The following is an 18,115-nucleotide window of genomic DNA, read 5'->3' as shown; positions in this document are numbered from 1 at the left end:
CGGCCACCAGCGGGTCGGTGATCTGGCACCACAGGCCGCGCTGCACCTGCATCGCGGCGAGCGCCGCCTTGAAATGGTTCTTGGGCAGGTCGGTCATCGGTTCCCTCCTCGTAGGATGGGCAATATTGCCCATCCTACGGGCCAAGCGCCAGCCCGTCGCCTTGCCAAACCCGGCCGGGGCGACCACCATGGCCGCGCAAACGGGGGCAATGATGACGACAGGCGAACGCAAGCACGACGACGCGGCGCGGGCCGCCTGGCTGGCCTATATCGGCGGCTGCAAGCAGGATGAGATCGCGCAGATCATGGGCATATCCCGGCAATCGGCGCAGCGGCTGGTTTCGCAGGCGCTGGCGGCGGGGCTGGTCAAGGTGCGCATCGACCATCCCATCGCCCGCTGCATGGAACTGGCCCGCGATCTGAAGGCCCGCTACGGGCTGACGCTCTGCGAGGTGGTACCGTCCCTCGACACGCCCGCCTCCTCCGGCCTGGCGGTGTCGCAGGCAACGGGCGATCTGATCGAACGTTTCCTGACCCAGCCCGAGCCGCTGGTCATCGGCCTCGGCACCGGGCGGACGCTCAGGGCGGCGGTCGAGCATCTGCCGCATCTCGATTGCGCGCAGCACCGGATCGTGTCGCTGACCGGCACCATCTCGCCCGATGGCTCGACCGCCTATTACAACGTGCTCTTCACCATCGCCGACAAGGTGAGCGCCACCACCTACCCGCTGCCGCTGCCGGTGATCACCGCCTCGGCCGAGGAACGCGCCGCGCTGCTGGGACAGAAGACGCTGGAAACCGCGCGCGGCCTCTCGGCCCGGACCGATGTGCGCTTCGTCGGCGTCGGCACCATGGCGCCCGACGCGCCGCTGGTCATCGACGGGTTCCTGACGCCCGAGGATCAGCAGCGCCTGACCGCCAAGGGCGCGGTGGGCGAGATCATCGGCTATGTCTTCGACCGCGACGGCCGCCTGCTGGAGGATGAGGTGAACCAGCGCGTCAGCTCCGCCCTGCTGAGCCCCGCGCCCGAGCGCCCCACCATCGCCGCCGCCAATGGCCCCGCCAAGATCCCGGCGATTCGAGCCGCCCTGACCGGCAAGCTGATCACCGGCCTGGTGACCGACGAGGATACGGCGTTGGCGCTAACAGCCTGACCGCGCCACCCTGCCCTGAATTTTCCAAACAATCCCAAAGACCTGCCCCCGCCCCTCGGCGCCGGGGCCAGAAATCAGTTGACCTTTCACGCGATCGTGTGAGAATTTGCCCAAGAGCTTAGCATTTGCTCATCTTGGGAGGATACCATGACCTATACCCTGCGCGCCCTGATGGGTGCGACGGCGCTGACGGCTGTCGCGCTCGCGGCCCAGGCCGAGACGATCACCATCGCCACCGTGAACAACGGCGACATGATCCGCATGCAAGGGCTGACCAGCCATTTCACCGACATGCACCCCGACATCACCGTCGAATGGGTGACGCTGGAAGAGAACGTCCTGCGCCAGAACGTGACGACCGACATCGCCACCGGCGGCGGGCAGTATGACGTGATCACCATCGGCACCTACGAGGTTCCGATCTGGGGCGCGAACGGCTGGCTGGTGGCGCTGGACGACATGGGCGAGGAGTACAACGTCGACGACCTGCTGCCCGCGGTGCGCGGCGGTCTGACGGTGGACGGGCATCTCTATGCCTCGCCCTTCTACGGCGAAAGCTCGATGGTCATGTACCGCACCGACCTGATGGAAGCGGCGGGGCTGGAGATGCCCGAGGCGCCCACCTGGGAGTTCATCCGCGAAGCCGCCGCCGCCATGACCGACCGTGACAACGAGGTCTATGGCATCTGCCTGCGCGGCAAGGCCGGCTGGGGCGAGAACATGGCCTTCCTCAGCGCCATGGCCAATTCCTTCGGCGCGCGCTGGTTCGACATGGACTGGCGGCCGCAGTTCGACACCGAAGCCTGGTCGAACACGCTGACCTTCTATCTGGATCTGATGACCAATTACGGCCCGCCCGGCGCCTCGAACAACGGCTTCAACGAGAACCTCGCCCTGTTCCAGACCGGCAAATGCGGCATGTGGATCGACGCCACGGTCGCGGCCTCGTTCGTGACCAACCCGACCGACAGCCAGGTCGCCGATCACGTCGGCTTCGCGCTGGCGCCCGACAACGGGCTCGGCCGTCGCGGCAACTGGCTCTGGGCCTGGTCGCTGGGCATCCCGGCCTCGTCCGATGCGCAGGAAGCGGCGAAGACCTTCATCGCCTGGGCGACCTCGTCGGCCTATACCGAACTCGTGGCCGCGGAAGAGGGCTGGGCCAACGTGCCGCCCGGCACGCGGACCTCGCTCTATCAAAACGAGGAATATCTGGCCGCCGCGCCCTTCGCGGAAATGACCCTGCGGTCGATGGAATCCGCCGATCCCACCAGCCCCTCGGTCGATCCGGTCCCCTATACGGGCGTACAATTCGTCGCCATCCCGGAATTCGCGGGTCTCGCGACCGAAGTGGGCCAGCTCTTCTCGGCCGCGCTTGCCGGGCAGATGTCGGCCGAAGACGCCCTGTCGCAGGCCCAGTCGCTGGCGACCGAAGAAATGGAAGCCGCGGGCTACTGAGCCCGGGGCGACCAGCCGACCCGGACAGGTTCCCAACCGCCGGTCCGGGGTTCCTCCTCCGCTGACAGGGCGCGCAGCCCCCGGGCTGCGCGCCACCCTCCCCCGCCCCAGCCCGAGGGTTCCGATGGCCACCCAGCATTCCCGATCCGCGGCCCGCGCCATGATGGCCCCGGCGGTCTTCCTGCTTCTCGTGTGGATGCTGGTGCCGCTGATCCTGACGCTGTGGTTCTCCACCCTCGATTACCGGCCTCTGCGCGGGACCTTCGACTGCTGCGAGGGGCTGGGGAATTACGTCCGTTTCGTCAGTTCCTCGGCCTTCTGGGACAGCATCCTCACCACGCTGCAACTCTTGGGCGGGGTGCTGCTGATCACCGTCGTGGGCGGCATCGGGCTCGCGATTCTGCTCGATCAGCCGATCTGGGGTCAGGGGATCGTCCGCATCCTGGTCATCGCGCCCTTCTTCGTCATGCCCACCGTCTCGGCGCTGGTCTGGAAGAACATGTTCATGAACCCGGTCAACGGGCTTTTCGCGCATCTCTTCAAGGGATTGGGCTTGCAACCCGTCGACTGGCTGAGCCAGTTCCCGCTTTTCTCGATCATCCTGATTGTCAGCTGGCAATGGCTGCCCTTCGCCACGCTGATCCTGCTGACCGCGATCCAGTCGCTGGACAGCGAACAGCTCGAGGCGGCCGAAATGGACGGCGCCGGGCCCTTCGCGCGCTTTGGCTACATCACCCTGCCGCACCTCGCCCGCTCGATCACCGTCGTGGTGCTGATCCAGACGATCTTCCTGCTGTCGATCTTCGCCGAGATCTTCGTCACCACCGGCGGCGCCTTCGGCACCCGCACGCTCACCTACCTCGTCTATCAGCGCGTGATCGAAAGCCAGAACGTGGGGCTTGGTTCCGCGGGCGGCATCATCGCCGTGATCCTCGCCAATATCGTCGCCGCGATCCTGATGCGCGTCGTCGGCAAGAACCTCGACGCGTAAGGAGCAGATCATGGCCCGCGCCGTCACCACGCAACGCAAGATCGTCTTCACCGCCCTCGCCTGGGGCATCGGGCTGATGATCTTCTTCCCGATCCTCTGGACGATCCTGACCTCGTTCAAGACCGAGGCCACCGCCATCGCCGACCCGCCGGTGTTCTTCAACTTCGACTGGACGCTGGAGAATTACCGCGTGGTGCAGGAGCGCTCGGATTACATGCGCTATCTGTGGAATTCGGTGGCGCTGGCGCTGGGGTCCACGTTCCTGGGTATCCTGATCGCCGTCCCCGCGGCCTGGTCCATGGCCTTCGTGCCGGCAAGGCGCACCAAGGACATCCTCCTGTGGATGCTCTCGACCAAGATGCTGCCCGCGGTGGGCGTGCTCTACCCGATCCGGCTGATCCTGATCCAGCTGGGCCTTCTGGACAGCAAGATCGCGCTGATCTTCATCCTGATGCTGATCAACCTGCCGATCATCATCTGGATGCTCTACACCTATTTCCGCGAGATCCCGGGCGAGATCCTGGAAGCCGCGCGAATGGATGGCGCAACGCTGAAGGACGAGATCCTCTATGTGCTCACGCCGATGGCCATTCCCGGCATCGCCTCGACCGTGCTGCTGAACATCATCCTGGCGTGGAACGAGGCCTTCTGGACCCTCACCCTGACCACGGTCAACGCGGCGCCGCTGACGGCCTTCATCGCCAGCTATTCCAGCCCCGAGGGCCTGTTCTACGCCAAGCTCAGCGCCGCCTCGACCATGGCCATCGCGCCGATCCTCATCATGGGCTGGTTCAGCCAGAAGCAACTCGTGCGCGGCCTCACCTTCGGCGCCGTCAAGTAAGGGACTGAATTCATGGGACGCATCACGCTTGATAAAGTGCGCAAGGCCTTCGGCGATGTCGAGGTCATCCCGCCCCTGGACCTGCGCATCGAGGATGGGGAATTCGTGGTTTTCGTCGGCCCCTCGGGCTGCGGGAAATCCACACTTCTGCGGCTGATCGCGGGGCTTGAGGATGTGTCGGGCGGCGAGATCCGCATCGACGGGACGGATGCCACGCATCTCTCGCCCGCGAAGCGCGGGCTGGCGATGGTGTTCCAGTCCTATGCGCTCTACCCGCATATGACGGTGCGCAAGAACATCGCCTTCCCGCTGAAGATGGCGGGCATGGACAAGGCCGAGATCGACCGCCGGGTCGATGGCGCGGCGAAGGTGCTGAACCTGTCGTCCTATATCGACCGGCGCCCGGGGCAGCTGTCCGGCGGCCAGCGCCAGCGCGTCGCCATCGGACGCGCCATCGTGCGCGAGCCCTCCGCGTTCCTCTTCGACGAGCCGCTCTCGAACCTCGATGCGGCGCTCAGGGTCGGCATGCGGCTGGAGATCAGCGAACTGCACAAGCGCCTCGCCACGACGATGATCTATGTGACCCACGATCAGGTCGAGGCCATGACCATGGCCGACAAGATCGTCGTGCTGCGGGCCGGGCATATCGAGCAGGTGGGCTCGCCGCTGGAACTCTACCGCACCCCGCGCAACACCTTCGTCGCGGGCTTCATCGGCTCGCCGAAGATGAACCTGATCGAAGGGGCCGAGGCCGAGAAACACGGCGCCCACACCATCGGCGTGCGGCCCGAGCATTTCCAGATCTCGGCCGAGGGCGGCACCTGGACCGGGACGATCGGCGTCTCGGAACACCTCGGCTCGGACACGTTCTTCCATGTGACCGTTCCCGGTTTCGCCGATCCCCTGACGATCCGCGCCGGGGGCGAGGTCGATCTGCATTACGGCGACACGATCCATCTGACGCCCGACGCCAGCCAGATCCACCGTTTCGACGCCGAGGGGCTGCGCCTGCCATGAGACGGCTCGACGGGAAACGCGCGCTGATCACCGGCGCCGCCCGGGGAATCGGGCTGGCCCTCGCGCGGGCCTATCGGGCGGAAGGCGCCGAGGTGACCATCGCCGATATCGACCTGCCCCGGGCCGAGGCCGCCGCGCAGGAGATCGGCGCGCGAGCGGTCCAGATGGACGTGACGCGGCAGGAGAGCATCGACGCCGCCGTGGCGGGCGCCGTGGCGCAGATGGGCGGCGTCGACATTCTGGTGAACAACGCCGCCCTCTTCACCGCCGCGCCGCTGGTCGAGATCACGCGGGCCGATTACGACCGGGTTTTCTCGGTCAACGTGGCGGGGGTGCTGTTCACCATGCAGGCCGTCGCCCGGCAGATGATCGCGCAAGGCACCGGCGGCAAGATCATCAACATGGCCTCGCAGGCGGGCCGCCGGGGCGAGTCGCTGGTCGCGGTCTATTGCGCCTCCAAGGCCGCGGTCATCAGCCTGACGCAATCGGCCGGGCTGAACCTGATCGCCCACGGCATCAACGTCAACGCCATCGCCCCCGGCGTGGTCGAGGGCGAGCATTGGGACGGGGTCGACGCCTTTTTCGCCAAGTACGAGGGCAAGGCGCCCGGCCAGAAGAAGGCCGAGGTCGGCGCCGCCGTCCCCTTCGGCCGCATGGGCCGCGCCGAGGACCTGACCGGCATGGCCATATTCCTGGCCTCACCTGAGGCCGATTACATCGTCGCCCAGACCTATAACGTCGACGGCGGGAACTGGATGAGCTGACATGGCCACGCCCCTCTCCCTTGCAACCCTCGCCTCCCTGCCCGCGACCGTGGCGAAACCCGGCTATGCGCGGGACAGCCTTTCGGCCGGGATCCTGCATTTCGGCGTCGGCAACTTCCACCGGGCGCATCAGGCGATGTATCTGGACCGGCTGTTCAACCGGGGCCAGTCGCTGGACTGGGCGCTGGTCGGCGCCGGCGTCTTCGAGGGCGAGCGCAAGGGCCGCGACATCCTGCAGGCGCAGGACTGGCTGACCACGCTGGTCGAGCAGGAGGCCGATCATTCCGAGGCCCGGGTGCTGGGCTCGATGATCGACTACCTCCCCCCCGCCGATGCCCCCGCGATCATCGCACGGATGAGCCAGCCCGATATCCGCATCGTCTCGCTGACCATCACCGAGGGCGGCTATTTTCTCGACGCCAAGGACCGCTTCGATCCGACCCATCCCGCGATCCGCGCCGATGCCGCCAGCCCCGGCGCGCCGAAAACCGCCTTCGGGATGATGCTGGTCGCGCTGAAGGCCCGCCGCGATGCGGGCATCCTGCCCTTCACCGTCATGTGCTGCGACAACATCCCCCATAACGGGGTGGTGACGAAGAACGCGCTCTGCGGCCTCGCCCGTCTGTCGGACCCCGAATTCGCCGAGTGGATCGCCGCCAACGTGGCCTTCCCCAACGCCATGGTCGACCGCATCACCCCCGCCACCACCGACCGCGAACGCGCACTTCTGGCCCAGGACTTCGGCGTGGCGGATGGCTGGCCGGTGTTCTGCGAGGGCTATACGCAATGGGTGCTGGAGGATCACTTCCCCCTCGGCCGCCCGGCTTTCGACGCGGTCGGCGCGCAATTCGTGGCCGATGTGGCGCCCTTCGAGCTGATGAAACTGCGCATCCTCAACGGCGGCCACGCGGTCATCGCCTATCCGGCCGGGCTGATGGACATCCATTTCGTGCACGAGGCGATGGTGCATCCTCTGGTGCGCGGCTTCCTGAGGAAGATCGAGGAGACCGAGATCCTGCCGCAGGTGCCGCCGGTTCCCGATACCGACCTGCCCGGCTATCTGGACCTGATCGAGCGGCGGTTTTCCAACCCCAAGATCGGCGATACGATCCGGCGGCTCTGCCTCGACGGCTCGAACCGGCAGCCGAAATTCATCATCCCGACGCTGCGCGACGCGCTGGCCTCGGGCGGCGGCTTCAACGGGCTGGCGCTGGAATGCGCGCTCTGGGCGCGCTATTGTGCCGGTGTGACGGACAGCGGCAAGATCATCGAGCCCAATGACCCGAACTGGGACCGGCTGGTCCCGGTCGCCGAACAGGCACGCCGCCGCCCGCAGGCCTGGCTGGAGCAGGACGCGATCTATGGCGATCTGGCCGAACATCCCGGGTTCGCCGCCCGCTTCGCCCATTGGCTGAACGCGCTCTGGCGCGACGGCACCGCCGCCACCCTCACCCGCTATCTTGAGCAGGGCTGAGGCATGGTGAGCTGGCCCCACCCCGCCCTCGTGATCTTCGATTGCGATGGCGTGCTGGTCGACAGCGAGACGATCTCGCTGGAGGTCATGCTGGGGCTGTTGACCGAGGCGGGCTGCCCGCTGACCCCCGAGGAAGGCTACGCGCATTTCCTCGGCAAGTCGCTGGGCAGCGTGCGCGACTGGCTGGCGCGCGAGCGGGGCGTCACGCTGACCGATCCCCTGCTGGCCGAGATGCGCCGCCGCCTGCTGGCCCGGTTCGAGGCCGAATTGCAGCCGGTGCAGGGCGTGGCCGAGGCCGTGCAGGCGCTGGACCTGCCGGTCTGCGTGGCCTCCTCCAGCCAGCCCGACCGGATCCGGCTGTCGCTGGGGGTCACCGGGCTGCTGCCGCTTTTCGAGCCGCATATCTTCAGCGCCACGATGGTCGCGAACGGCAAGCCGGCGCCGGATCTGTTCCTGCTGGCCGCCCGCAGCATGGGCGCCGATCCCGCCGCCTGTCTGGTGGTCGAGGACAGCCCGGCCGGGCTGCAGGCCGCCGAAGCCGCGGGGATGCGGGCCATCGCCTTTACCGGCGGATCGCATGCAGGACCCGCCTCGTTGCGCGCGGCGGTTGAAAATCTCGCGCCGATGGCCATCATCGCGGACATGGCGGACTTGCCCGGGCTGATCCGGGGTGCCGCCTGAAAGTGGAGGCTATGCCGGCGTATCTGGTGGCGGTCGATGTCGGGACGCGGAGTGCGCGCGCGGGGGTTTTCGACACCTCGGGCGCGATGCTGGCGCGTGCCGTGGTGCCGCTGGCGCTGACCGACGGGCCGGGCGCGCGGGCCGAATACGCCTCGGACCAGATCTGGGCGGCGGTATGCAGCGCGGTGCAGGCGGCGGTCGCGGGGTCGGGCGTGGCGCCCGCCGAGATCGCCGGGCTCGGCTTCGATGCGACCTGTTCGCTGGTCCTGCGCGACCGGACCGACGCGCCGCTGGACCTCGGTGGCGGGCGCGACACCATCGCCTGGTACGACCACCGGGCCGAGGCCGAGGCGCAGGCCTGCACCGAAACCCGCCACCGGCTGATCGACCATCTGGGCGGCACCATGTCGCCCGAGATGCAGACGCCCAAGCTGATGTGGCTGAAGGCGCAGCGCCCGGAGCTGTGGTCACGGCTGGGCTATGCCCGGGATCTCGCCGACGACCTGACGGCGCGGGCAACGGGGGCAACCGCTGCCTCGGCCTGCGCGCTGGCGGCGAAATGGCCCTATCTGCCCGATCACGGCGGCTGGCAGCGGGACTTCCTGGCGGCCATCGGACTGGAGGATCTGCTGGACCGCGCCGGATTGCCGGACTGCGCCGCCCCCGTCGACTGCCCCATCGGCACCCTCACGCCCCGGGCCGCTGCCGAGCTGGGCCTGCCGCCCGGCCTGCCGGTCGCGGCGGGGCTGATCGACGCCTATGCGGGGGCGCTGGGCACGGTCGGCCTGCATCCCGCCGCCACGACCGGCGAATGCCTGACGCTGATTGCCGGGACCTCGAACTGCATCATGGCGATCACCCCGCGCCCGCTTTTCGCCCGGGGCCTCTGGGGGCCGTCGCGCGACACGGTGCTGCCCGGCTTCTGGACCTCGGAGGGCGGGCAATCGGCGGCGGGGGCGGCGCTGGAATACGTGCTGGACCTCTGGCCCGCGACCGGGCTCGCCGCCCGCCCCGATCATGCGACGGTGCTGGCCCTGATCGCCGAAGCCCTGGCCGCCCAGGGCCCGGGCTTCGGCGCCGGGCTCGACGTGCTGCCCGATTTCAACGGCAACCGCTCGCCCCTGTCGGATGCCGCGGCGCGGGGCGTGGTCAGCGGCCTGTCGCTCGACCGCAGCACCGAGGGGCTGGCCGCGCTCTATTGGCGGACCGCCGTGGCGCTGGCGCTGGGGGTGCGGCAGATCGTCGAGCATCTGCAGGCGGCGGGCAGTCGCGCCGAGAGCCTCGCCATCGCCGGGGGGCTGGCACGCCCGCCGCTGCTGCAGCAGCTTTTCGCCGATGTGACGGGGCTGAGGGTCCTTCGGTCCGAGGCCGAGGATGTGGTCCTGCTGGGCACCGCCATCGCCGCCGCCACCGCCGCGGGCCTGCACAGCGACCTGCCCGGTGCCGCCCGCGCGATGGCGCGGCTGGCGACGGTCATCGAGCCCGATCCCACCCGCCGCGAGACCTATGACCGCGATTACCGCGTCATGCTGCGGATGCAGGAACACCGCGCCGAACTGGCCGCGCTCAGGGGCTGAGGCCCGGCCCCGCCAGCCATTCCGCCACCCGCGCCGCCGCGCCACCGCGCGGCAGGGGCCTGAGCCGCGTCAGCCGCAGCCCCCTGGCGACCGGCACCGCAGGGCCCAGGGGCGCGACCAGCCGACCCTCGGCCAGCGCCCCCGCCAGCAAGGCGGTGCGGCCCATCAGCACGCCCGCGCCCGCCATCGCCTCGGCCACCGCCAGCGCATAGAGCGAATGCTCCACCCCGCGCGGCACCGGGCGGCCGGGCATGGCAACGGCGGTCCAGACCCGCCAATCCGCCGCCCAGCTGGAATCGCTCAGGCACGGCAGGCGGGCCAGATCCGCCGGGCTGCGCAGGGCCGTGGCCAAAGCGGGGGCGCAGACCGGGATCAGCGCATCCTCGGCCAGCAGCCTGCCGCCGGTTTCGGCGAAGAACAGCGCCAGATCATAGGGTGCGCGCTTGGCCTCGGGCGGGCGTTCCAGCGCCGTGACCGAGACGGCGATGCCGGGCAGCGCGGCCCTCAGCGCGGGCAGGCGCGGCATGAGCCAGAGCTGCGCCACGGCGGGCAAGGCGGCGATGCGGACTGTCGTCGCGCCGATGGCCAGCGCGTCGAAGCGTGACAGCGCCCGCGACAGGCCCGGCAGCACGGCCAGAGGCTCGGCCTGCGGGGTCACGCCCCGCGCGTGACGGGTGAAAAGCGGACGGCCCGCCCATTCCTCGACCCGCCGCACCTGCGCCGCCACCGCCCCGGGACTGAGGCCCAGCCCCTCACCGGCCTTGGCGAAACCGCCCGATTTCAGCGCCGCCTCGAAGACGCGGAGCGCGCCCAGCGGCAGGGGCGGATCCCCAAGCGGCGCCATCGCGCGCTCCAGTGCGGCAAGGCCCCGCGCCACGACCTCGGCCAGATCCCGGGCCTCGGCCGTGGGCGTCACCCCCTGCGGCAGCGCCTGAAACAGCGTGACGCCCAGCGCTCCCTCCAGCGCCCGGACCTTGGCCCGCACCGCCCCCGCCGTCACCCCCAGTTCCGCCGCCGCCGCGGCATAGCCGCCCAGCCGCACGGCAGCCTCGAAGGCGGCCAGATGCGGCAGGGGCGGCAGGCGGGGCGGGGGTGGGGCGACCGGCATCTCAGACTCAAATTTCCTGTGCCTCAGGGGACAGGAAATTCGGTTTGCGCGCAAGGCCCGCGCCCCGCATCCTGTCCTCAGAACAGGAGATCCCGATGACCCATCTCGCCCCCCGCCCCTGGGTGCCCGCCGCGGCCGAGGCCCATGTCCAGACGCTCGCCCGGGCCGCCGCCGCGCTGGACAGTGCCGCGCTCGATGCAAGGATCGAGGCGCTGATCCAGCAGAACCAGCGCATCCACGAGCAGGAGTGCTTCAACCTGAACCCCGCGACCAATGTGATGAACCCGCGGGCCGAGGCGGCACTGGCCCGTGGCCTCGGCAGCCGGCCCTCGCTGGGCTATCCCGGCGACAAATACGAAATGGGGCTGCAGGCGATCGAGGAGATCGAGGTGATCGCGGCAGAACTGGCGGCCGAGGTCTTCGGCGCGACCCACGCCGAGATCCGCGTCGCCTCGGGCGCTCTAGCCAACCTCTATGGCTTCATGGCGCTGGCCAAACCCGGCGACGCGATCATCGCGCCGCCCGCCAGCATCGGCGGGCATGTGACGCATCACGCCGACGGTTGCGCCGGGCTTTACGGGCTGGTCACGCATCCGGCGCCGGTCGATGCCGACGGCTATACCGTGGATCTTGAGGCTTTGCGGGAACTGGCGCTGAAGGTCCGGCCGAAGATCATCACCGTGGGCGGATCCCTGAACCTCTTCCCGCATCCCGTGCCGCAGATCCGGGCGATTGCCGACGAGGTCGGGGCCAAGGTCCTGTTCGACGCGGCGCATCAATGCGGGATCATCGCCGGGGGGGTCTGGGCCAATCCGCTGGCGCAGGGCGCGCATCTGATGACGATGAGCACCTACAAGTCGCTGGGCGGCCCGGCGGGCGGGCTGATCGTCACCAACGACGCGGCGATTGCCGAAAGGCTGGACCGCATCGCCTTTCCGGGCCTCACCGCCAATTTCGACGCGGCGAAATCGGCGGCGCTGGCGATCAGCCTGCTGGACTGGCGCGAGCACGGGCGGGCCTATGCACAGGCCATGGCCGACACGGCGCGGGCTTTTGCCGAGGCGCTGGCGGCGGCGGGCCTGCCCGTCTTCGCGGCCGAGAAGGGCTTCACCACCTCGCACCAATTCGCGGTCGAGGCGGCCGGGTTCGGCGGTGGACAGGCGGCGTCCAAGACCTTGGAAAAGGCCGGGTTTCTGGCCTGCGGCATCGGCCTGCCCATCGCCCCGGTCGAGGGCGACCTGAACGGCCTGAGGATCGGCACTCCGGAGCTGGTGCGCTGGGGCGTGACCCCGGCCGACATCCCCGAAATCGCCGCGCTGGTCGCCGAGGCGCTGCGCAGCAACGATCCGGCGGCTGTGGCGCCTCGGACCCGCGCCTTGCGGGCCCGGTTCGACCGGCTGCATTACATGCGGTGAGGGGTCACTCGCTGGGGGCAGGCGCGGGTTGCGATCCGCCGCCGCCCAAGAGCCGCCGCAAACCTTCGCGCGCCTGATCCTCCAGCGACTGGCCCAAAGCCTCGCCGGGGGTCTGGCCCTCGGTCGGGGTGACGCTGCCGCCCAGCCGCTCGGTGATCGCCTGCTCGGCGCGGGCGCGGGCCTCGTCCTGCAGGCGCTGGATTTCCTGCTGGGCGCGGGCTTCCAGACGCTCGCGTTCCTCTTGCAGGCGCTGTTCGGCCATGCCCTCCAGATCCAGCCGGAAACGCGGCTCGGACCAGGGGCCGGTGATCAGCAGCGGCACGCGCAGCGCCTGCCCGGTCTCGGCATTGCGCATCGCCTCGGGCGTGACGCGGTAGTTCAGCGTCATGCCGCCGATATCCGCAGTGCCCCGTCCCCGCACCGCGAACAGCGGCGCATCAAGCAGCAGATCCTCGTTCGACAGCACCCCGCCCGCCATGGTGAAGCTGGCGCCGATGCTGGTGTAGACGGTCGAGGACCCGGCGCCCAGCGCCGAGGGATCGAGGTTGTTGAACATCGCCGCCAGGTCGATGCCCTGGATCTCGCCCTGACCGAATTGCAGCGTCCCCTGCCCTTCGAGCGAGCGCATGATCGCATCGACCGACTGGCCCGCCCCCAGGAAGCGCAGGTCGGCCGAGGCGGTGCCGGTCAGCCGCTCGAAGCCCAGCGCTTGCCGCAGCAGCGCCATCAGGCTCACGTTCCTGAGCGCCAGCGTGCCGCCGACCGAGAGGCCGTTGCGGTTGTTGGCGACCAGCTCGCCCGAGAGCGTGCCGTCGAAGGCGCGGACCTCGTTCAGGCCGAGGACGGCACGCGCGCGGTCGATGGTCAGCGAGCCGCGGGTCGCGTCGATGATGCCGAAGCCGGTGTTGACCGGGCCCAGCGTCAGGCCGATCTGTGCATCGGCCAGCCCCAGCGCCGAGGCGTCGATGCGGGTGGTGGGCCAGCCCGAGGCGCCAGAACTGGGACCGCTGTTGGTGCCGCCGGTGAAGCCCGTCAGGTCCAGCCCGTCGGCGCTGATCTGCCCGGCGATGCTGGGCCGCGGTCCGTCGAAGGTCGTGTCAAGCGCCAGCCGCAGGCGGTTCGCGCCGATGCCGACCAGCCCCTCGCGCAGATGCAGGCTGCCGGTGGGCGCGAGCGTGAGTTGCCCACCCAGGGTCAGCGGCCGCGCAGCCTCGGGGATCGGTTCGGCGCCGCCCGCCCCCGCCAGTTGCAGCGCCGGGCCAAGGCGGCTGATGTCGATGCTGAGCCGCCCCTCGGCCGCCACGGGTTCCAGCCCCGCGCGGCCCTCGAACGAGCCCTGCGCCCCCTCGGCGCTGATCGAGGCGCTGACCGCCACGACCTCGCCCGCCAGCAGGTCGCTGACCGAGCCGAGGCGGGCGTTGACCTCGGCCTCCTGCCCGTTGCGGTCGATGGCGATGCGAAGCGTTGCGGCGCCGCCCGATTCCGGCATCGACAGGTCGATGGAGACGCCCTGCACCGTCACGTCGGTCCCCGCCTGCCGGTCGATGTAGCGCAGGCTGGCGCCCTCGATCTGGGCCCGGTCCAGCACGATGGGCGGCAGGGCGGAACGGGTGCCCGCCTCGCCCGTCGGCGCGTTCTGGTCGCCGATCCCGGCGAAGTTCCAGTTGCCGACGCCGTTGGCGTCGCGTTCGAGCACGATCTGCGGCTGGCGGGCCTCGAACCGGCGGACCACCAGATTGCCCTGAATGAGCTGCGACAGGTCGACGCCCAGATCGACCGAGTCCGCCACCAGCATCGGGCCTGCGTCAGACCCCGCGACATTGGCCAGCGTCACCCGCTCGACCCGCGCGCCCAGCACCGGCCAGAAGGTCGGCGTCACATCGCCGTCGATGGTCAGCGCCCGGCCGGTCGCGGCCTCGAACTGGCGGGCGGCGAGGTTGGCGATGCGGTCGGCGGGCAGCAGGAACAGCGCCCCCACCGCCAGGATGACCAGCACCAGCAGTGCCCCCAGCAGCCTGAAGATCCAACGCATTTTCCAACCTCCGGGCAGACCTGTACCAGGCCATGTTATCAAAGGGCGGCCCCGGCACAAGGCGGGGCGGTTCACGCGGCCGCGACGGGCGCGGGGTTTTGCCACCCCTTCCCAGCGGCGCGCTCGCGTCGCATGATGCGGCCCATGACCAGCGTTCCCGCCCCCGAGCCCGCGCGCCTGCCCGCCTGGCGCCGCTTCGCCGCCCGCGTCGCGGGTCAGGCCATCGTGCTCTTCGCCCGCGCCATCACCGCCGTGCATGCCGATTGGCGCGGCGTCGGCCCCTCGCCCCGCCAGCGGGTCTATTTCGCCAACCATGTCTCGAACGGCGACATGCCGATGATCTGGTCGGTGCTGCCCCATCACCTGCGTCAGAAGACCCGCCCCGTCGCCGCCGCCGATTACTGGCTGAAAAGCCCGCTGCGCGCCTTCGCCGGGGCCGAGGTGTTCCGCGCCGTGCTGATCGACCGCCGGGCGGGCGAGCGCACGGACGATCCGATGGTCGCGATCCTTCAGGCGTTGGACGAAGGCGCCTCGCTCATCATCTTCCCGGAAGGCCAGCGCAATCAGGGGCCCGATCCCCTGCTGCCCTTCAAGTCGGGCCTCTACAACATCGCCAGCGCAAGGCCCGAGGTCGAGCTGGTGCCCACCTGGATCGCCAACCTCAATTCGGTGATGCCGAAGGGCGAACTCATCCCCCTGCCGCTGATGTGTTCGGTGATCTTCGGCGAGCCGGTGGCGCTGCGCGAGGGGGAGGACCGGCGCGACTTCCTGACCCGGGCCGCCGCCGCGCTCGCAGCCCTCAGACCGGAGACGCGGCCATGAGCCCCCTGATGCGCGACATCGCCCTGCTGGCGCTGGCCGTGGCGCTGGTGCTGCTGGCGCTGACCCTGTTTGGCGAGCGGATGCGGGCGCGCCGTCCCCAGCCCGACACCGCGGTCGAGGTCTTCATGACCCGGGTGGACAGCTGGTGGGCGATGTTCATCCTGTTCACGCTGGCGATGCTGGCGGGAAGTTGGGCGATCATCCTGCTGTTCGCCGTGGCCTCCTTCGCGGCCTTGCGGGAATTCTACACCTATTCGGCGCGGACCAAGGCCGACCACCTGTCGCTGGCGCTGGCCTTCTACATCATCCTGCCGGTGCAATTCCTGCTGGTGTTCTTCGACCTGCAACGCGCCTTCGCGGTCTTCATCCCGGTCGGGGTCTTCCTGCTTCTGCCCTTCGTCTCGGTGCTGCGCGGCTCGACCGAGCGCTTCCTGAGCCGGGTGTCGGAAACCCAATGGGGGCTGATGATCGCCGTCTTCTGCCTCAGCCACATCCCGGCGCTGATGTGGTTGCAGCGCCCGGATCAGGAGCCGGGGCGCGGCATGCTGCTGATCGCCTTTCTGGTGCTGGTGGTGCAGACCGGGGATCTGGCGGCCTTCTACACCGGCCGCGGCCGAGGCTGGAAGCGCATCGTGCCGGGGCTCTCCAGCAAGACCTGGGGCAGCGCCGCCAGCGGTCTGGCGGCGGCGGCGGGTCTGGGCCTGGTGCTGTTCTGGATCACGCCTTTCGGCCCCCTGGGCGCGGCGGCGATGGCGGCGGTCGCCTCGCTGGCCGGTCAGGTCGGGCATCTGGTGCTGAGCGCGATCAAGCGCGACCGGGGCCTGCGCGACTGGTCGCATCTGATCCCGGGACAGGGCGGGTTTCTGGACCAGCTCGACAGCGTGATCTTCGCAGCGCCCGCGTTCTTCCACCTGACCCGGCTCTGGTGGCAGACCGGCTGAGGGCGCTGCCGTCGCGTCGCCCTTGCCGGGCCGCCCCTGCCCTGCCAGCCTGCGGCAAACGACGGAGGACATCATGGCCGACACCCGCGTCAGCGTGACCATCGAGGACGGCATCGCCGAGGTCACGCTCACCCGCCCCGACAAGCTGAACGCCTTCGACATGGCGATGTTCGACGCGCTCAGCGCGGCGGGCGACCGGCTGGCCGGGGAACAGGGCCTGCGCGCCGTGGTGCTGCGTGGCGAGGGCCGGGCCTTCTGCGCCGGGATCGACATCGCCACGCTGGGCAGTTTCGCCGCCAATCTCGACAGCCTGCGGCAGGAGATCGTCTCGCCTCCCGGCGGGCGGGCCGCGAACCGTTTCCAGCATCCCTGCACCGTCTGGGCGGATCTGAAGGTCCCGGTGATCGCTGCCGTGCAAGGCGTCTGCTTCGGCGCCGGGATGCAGCTGGCGCTGGGGGCGGATATCCGCATCGCCGCGCCCGACGCGCAATTCTCCATCATGGAAAGCCGCTGGGGCCTCATCCCCGACATGGGGCTGACGAAACTGCTGCCGCCCCTGATGCGCGCCGATCAGGCACTGGAGCTGATCCTCACCGCCCGGCAGGTTCCCGCGCCCGAGGCGCAGGCGCTGGGGCTGGTCACGCGTCTGGCCGACGACCCGCTGGCGGCCGCGCGCGACACCGCCCGAGCCATCGCCGCCCGCAGCCCCGAGGCTGCGCAGGGCGCGAAGGCGCTGGTCCGTGCCGCCTGGCCCGGTGGCGACGCGCATCTGGCGCTGGAGGCCCGGTTGCAGGCGGCGATCATCGGCTCGGAGAACCAGATGGAGGCGGTCATGGCCGGGATGCAGAAACGGGCGCCCCGCTTCCGTTGACCCACCTCAGCGTACCATGAGGCCGAGCTGCCCCAGCAAGTCGCCCGCCTGCGCCTTGGAAATCACCGCGCCCTTGAAGCGGCTGGCATCCGTCAGCCGGATGCCGCCCAGATCCGCGCCGCGCAGATCCGCGCCCTCGAACCGGCAATCGGCGATATGGGCGTCCCTGAGCGAGGCGCCCGAGAACACCGCATCGCGGAAATCCGAGCCCCTCAGATCGGCCTCGGCGAAGGTCACGCCCTGAAGCTGCGCCTTGCGGAACGAGAACTTCGGCATCAAGGCCAACGTCAGGATCACCTCCTCGAAACTCACGTCCAGCGTCCGGGCGCCGGTGAAATCCGCCCCCGTCAGCTTGCAGCCCTTGAAGGCGACCGAGGACAGCGTCGTGGCCGAAAAGCTGGCGTTGCCGAAATCCCCGCCCTCGACCCGGCAATCGGTCAGGATCGCCCCCGCGAAAGTCGCCGTCGCGCCCCGGCAGCCGACAAGGGCGACCCCGTCGAGCCGGGCGCCGGTGAAGCGCGCGCCGGACAGGGTGCAGCGCTCGAACCGCCAGTCGGTGAGGTCGAGGTCGCTCAGATCCGCCCCCTCCAGCGCGCAGCCGCGCAGCAGCACCGGCCCGCCCCCGCGCGCCAGGTGATCGAGGTCGTCCCGCGAGGGGGTGCTGGCTTCGAGTATCGTGTCAGCCGTCATTGAGGCACGCTCCATGCTGTCCCGGCCCGGCGCAACGCCCCGGGCCCGAGGGCTGCGGGGCGGCAACGGGGCCTGAGGGGGTTCCAGGGGTCTCAGGCGACGCGCGCCCTCGTTCGGCCAGCGCAGGGCGGAGGCAGCGAACGGAGCGCCGGGCTAACAGGCGGGCGGGTCCGTGGCAACCTCTGCCGACCGCGAACCGCCGCGTCTTCGTCATGCCTCTGTCACCAAGCCAGGGGTGTTCCGTTAGGGATCATCTGCTAGGGTGAAGGCCCCGATCCCAAG

At 69.8% G+C, this 18,115-nt stretch carries 16 protein-coding genes; 13 read left to right on the top strand and 3 right to left on the bottom strand.

Annotated elements, in window-relative coordinates; all coding sequences use genetic code 11:
• The first annotated feature begins 212 nt into the window (after positions 1-212).
• The 9 genes from VDQ18_RS03805 (at position 213) to VDQ18_RS03765 (ending at position 9,954) form a co-directional block, all read left to right on the top strand.
• On the top strand, positions 213-1,154 hold the full coding sequence (locus VDQ18_RS03805) for a sugar-binding transcriptional regulator (protein WP_323019689.1): 942 nt from the start codon (positions 213-215) through the stop codon (positions 1,152-1,154).
• 147 nt (positions 1,155-1,301) lie between these two features.
• Positions 1,302-2,609 (top strand): sugar ABC transporter substrate-binding protein, encoded by a 1,308-nt coding sequence (locus tag VDQ18_RS03800; RefSeq protein ID WP_323019688.1) that lies wholly within the window; start codon positions 1,302-1,304, stop codon positions 2,607-2,609.
• A 124-nt stretch (positions 2,610-2,733) separates the two neighbouring features.
• Positions 2,734-3,600: a sugar ABC transporter permease gene (locus VDQ18_RS03795; RefSeq protein ID WP_323019687.1), complete on the top strand. Its 867-nt coding sequence runs from the start codon at positions 2,734-2,736 to the stop codon at positions 3,598-3,600.
• A gap of 10 nt (positions 3,601-3,610) precedes the next feature.
• The gene (locus tag VDQ18_RS03790) at positions 3,611-4,441 is read left to right on the top strand and encodes a carbohydrate ABC transporter permease (protein WP_323019686.1); all 831 of its coding nucleotides are present in this window, start codon (positions 3,611-3,613) and stop codon (positions 4,439-4,441) included.
• A 12-nt stretch (positions 4,442-4,453) separates the two neighbouring features.
• Positions 4,454-5,458: an ABC transporter ATP-binding protein gene (locus tag VDQ18_RS03785; protein WP_323019685.1), complete on the top strand. Its 1,005-nt coding sequence runs from the start codon at positions 4,454-4,456 to the stop codon at positions 5,456-5,458.
• A complete protein-coding gene (locus VDQ18_RS03780; RefSeq protein ID WP_323019684.1) occupies positions 5,455-6,222 on the top strand; it encodes an L-iditol 2-dehydrogenase in 768 nt (255 codons plus the stop codon). Before VDQ18_RS03785 ends, VDQ18_RS03780 begins: the two co-directional genes overlap by 4 nt.
• A 1-nt stretch (position 6,223) precedes the next feature.
• Positions 6,224-7,696, top strand: coding sequence for a mannitol dehydrogenase family protein (locus tag VDQ18_RS03775; protein ID WP_323019683.1), 1,473 nt, complete (start codon positions 6,224-6,226; stop codon positions 7,694-7,696).
• Between the two features lie 3 nt (positions 7,697-7,699).
• A complete protein-coding gene (locus tag VDQ18_RS03770) occupies positions 7,700-8,377 on the top strand; it encodes an HAD family hydrolase (protein ID WP_323019682.1) in 678 nt (225 codons plus the stop codon).
• Positions 8,378-8,388: 11 nt separating this feature from the next.
• Positions 8,389-9,954 (top strand): FGGY family pentulose kinase, encoded by a 1,566-nt coding sequence (locus VDQ18_RS03765; RefSeq protein ID WP_323019681.1) that lies wholly within the window; start codon positions 8,389-8,391, stop codon positions 9,952-9,954.
• On the opposite strand, the gene VDQ18_RS03760 is transcribed toward VDQ18_RS03765, so the two are convergent.
• On the bottom strand, positions 9,944-11,062 hold the full coding sequence (locus VDQ18_RS03760; protein WP_323019680.1) for a LysR family transcriptional regulator: 1,119 nt from the start codon (positions 11,060-11,062) through the stop codon (positions 9,944-9,946). The two genes, VDQ18_RS03765 and VDQ18_RS03760, sit on opposite strands and share 11 nt — an antisense overlap.
• A gap of 95 nt (positions 11,063-11,157) precedes the next feature.
• Between VDQ18_RS03760 and glyA the strand changes: the two genes are divergently transcribed.
• On the top strand, positions 11,158-12,477 hold the full coding sequence (glyA, locus tag VDQ18_RS03755; protein ID WP_323019679.1) for a serine hydroxymethyltransferase: 1,320 nt from the start codon (positions 11,158-11,160) through the stop codon (positions 12,475-12,477).
• 4 nt (positions 12,478-12,481) lie between these two features.
• Here glyA and VDQ18_RS03750 read toward each other — a convergent pair whose 3' ends face one another.
• On the bottom strand, positions 12,482-14,509 hold the full coding sequence (locus VDQ18_RS03750; RefSeq protein ID WP_323019678.1) for an AsmA family protein: 2,028 nt from the start codon (positions 14,507-14,509) through the stop codon (positions 12,482-12,484).
• A 144-nt stretch (positions 14,510-14,653) separates the two neighbouring features.
• Between VDQ18_RS03750 and VDQ18_RS03745 the strand changes: the two genes are divergently transcribed.
• The 3 genes from VDQ18_RS03745 (at position 14,654) to VDQ18_RS03735 (ending at position 17,143) form a co-directional block, all read left to right on the top strand.
• Positions 14,654-15,331, top strand: coding sequence for a lysophospholipid acyltransferase family protein (locus VDQ18_RS03745; protein WP_323019677.1), 678 nt, complete (start codon positions 14,654-14,656; stop codon positions 15,329-15,331).
• Positions 15,328-16,272: a phosphatidate cytidylyltransferase gene (locus tag VDQ18_RS03740; protein WP_323019676.1), complete on the top strand. Its 945-nt coding sequence runs from the start codon at positions 15,328-15,330 to the stop codon at positions 16,270-16,272. Before VDQ18_RS03745 ends, VDQ18_RS03740 begins: the two co-directional genes overlap by 4 nt.
• A 73-nt stretch (positions 16,273-16,345) precedes the next feature.
• Complete coding sequence (locus VDQ18_RS03735; protein WP_323019675.1) at positions 16,346-17,143, top strand: crotonase/enoyl-CoA hydratase family protein; 798 nt, start codon at positions 16,346-16,348, stop codon at positions 17,141-17,143.
• A gap of 6 nt (positions 17,144-17,149) precedes the next feature.
• Here the strand turns inward: VDQ18_RS03735 and VDQ18_RS03730 are convergent, their stop codons facing one another.
• The gene (locus tag VDQ18_RS03730; RefSeq protein ID WP_323019674.1) at positions 17,150-17,833 is read right to left on the bottom strand and encodes a pentapeptide repeat-containing protein; all 684 of its coding nucleotides are present in this window, start codon (positions 17,831-17,833) and stop codon (positions 17,150-17,152) included.
• Between the last annotated feature and the right edge of the window lie 282 nt (positions 17,834-18,115).

The sequence above is a fragment of the Pararhodobacter sp. genome, assembly GCF_034676075.1.
Taxonomy (GTDB): Bacteria; Pseudomonadota; Alphaproteobacteria; order Rhodobacterales; family Rhodobacteraceae; genus Pararhodobacter.
The sequence above is the reverse complement of the archived record's forward strand: the minus strand, read 5'-3'. Positions and strand labels throughout refer to the sequence as shown.

What these genes read in the sequence shown, in the direction of transcription:
- VDQ18_RS03805 (WP_323019689.1), top strand. Translation starts at nt 213, where the DNA reads ATGACGACAGGCGAACGCAAGCACGACGACGCGGCGCGGGCCGCCTGG.
- VDQ18_RS03800 (WP_323019688.1), top strand. Translation starts at nt 1,302, where the DNA reads ATGACCTATACCCTGCGCGCCCTGATGGGTGCGACGGCGCTGACGGCT.
- VDQ18_RS03795 (WP_323019687.1), top strand. Translation starts at nt 2,734, where the DNA reads ATGGCCACCCAGCATTCCCGATCCGCGGCCCGCGCCATGATGGCCCCG.
- VDQ18_RS03790 (WP_323019686.1), top strand. Translation starts at nt 3,611, where the DNA reads ATGGCCCGCGCCGTCACCACGCAACGCAAGATCGTCTTCACCGCCCTC.
- VDQ18_RS03785 (WP_323019685.1), top strand. Translation starts at nt 4,454, where the DNA reads ATGGGACGCATCACGCTTGATAAAGTGCGCAAGGCCTTCGGCGATGTC.
- VDQ18_RS03780 (WP_323019684.1), top strand. Translation starts at nt 5,455, where the DNA reads ATGAGACGGCTCGACGGGAAACGCGCGCTGATCACCGGCGCCGCCCGG.
- VDQ18_RS03775 (WP_323019683.1), top strand. Translation starts at nt 6,224, where the DNA reads ATGGCCACGCCCCTCTCCCTTGCAACCCTCGCCTCCCTGCCCGCGACC.
- VDQ18_RS03770 (WP_323019682.1), top strand. Translation starts at nt 7,700, where the DNA reads ATGGTGAGCTGGCCCCACCCCGCCCTCGTGATCTTCGATTGCGATGGC.
- VDQ18_RS03765 (WP_323019681.1), top strand. Translation starts at nt 8,389, where the DNA reads ATGCCGGCGTATCTGGTGGCGGTCGATGTCGGGACGCGGAGTGCGCGC.
- VDQ18_RS03760 (WP_323019680.1), bottom strand. Translation starts at nt 11,062, where the DNA reads ATGCCGGTCGCCCCACCCCCGCCCCGCCTGCCGCCCCTGCCGCATCTG.
- glyA (WP_323019679.1), top strand. Translation starts at nt 11,158, where the DNA reads ATGACCCATCTCGCCCCCCGCCCCTGGGTGCCCGCCGCGGCCGAGGCC.
- VDQ18_RS03750 (WP_323019678.1), bottom strand. Translation starts at nt 14,509, where the DNA reads ATGCGTTGGATCTTCAGGCTGCTGGGGGCACTGCTGGTGCTGGTCATC.
- VDQ18_RS03745 (WP_323019677.1), top strand. Translation starts at nt 14,654, where the DNA reads ATGACCAGCGTTCCCGCCCCCGAGCCCGCGCGCCTGCCCGCCTGGCGC.
- VDQ18_RS03740 (WP_323019676.1), top strand. Translation starts at nt 15,328, where the DNA reads ATGAGCCCCCTGATGCGCGACATCGCCCTGCTGGCGCTGGCCGTGGCG.
- VDQ18_RS03735 (WP_323019675.1), top strand. Translation starts at nt 16,346, where the DNA reads ATGGCCGACACCCGCGTCAGCGTGACCATCGAGGACGGCATCGCCGAG.
- VDQ18_RS03730 (WP_323019674.1), bottom strand. Translation starts at nt 17,833, where the DNA reads ATGACGGCTGACACGATACTCGAAGCCAGCACCCCCTCGCGGGACGAC.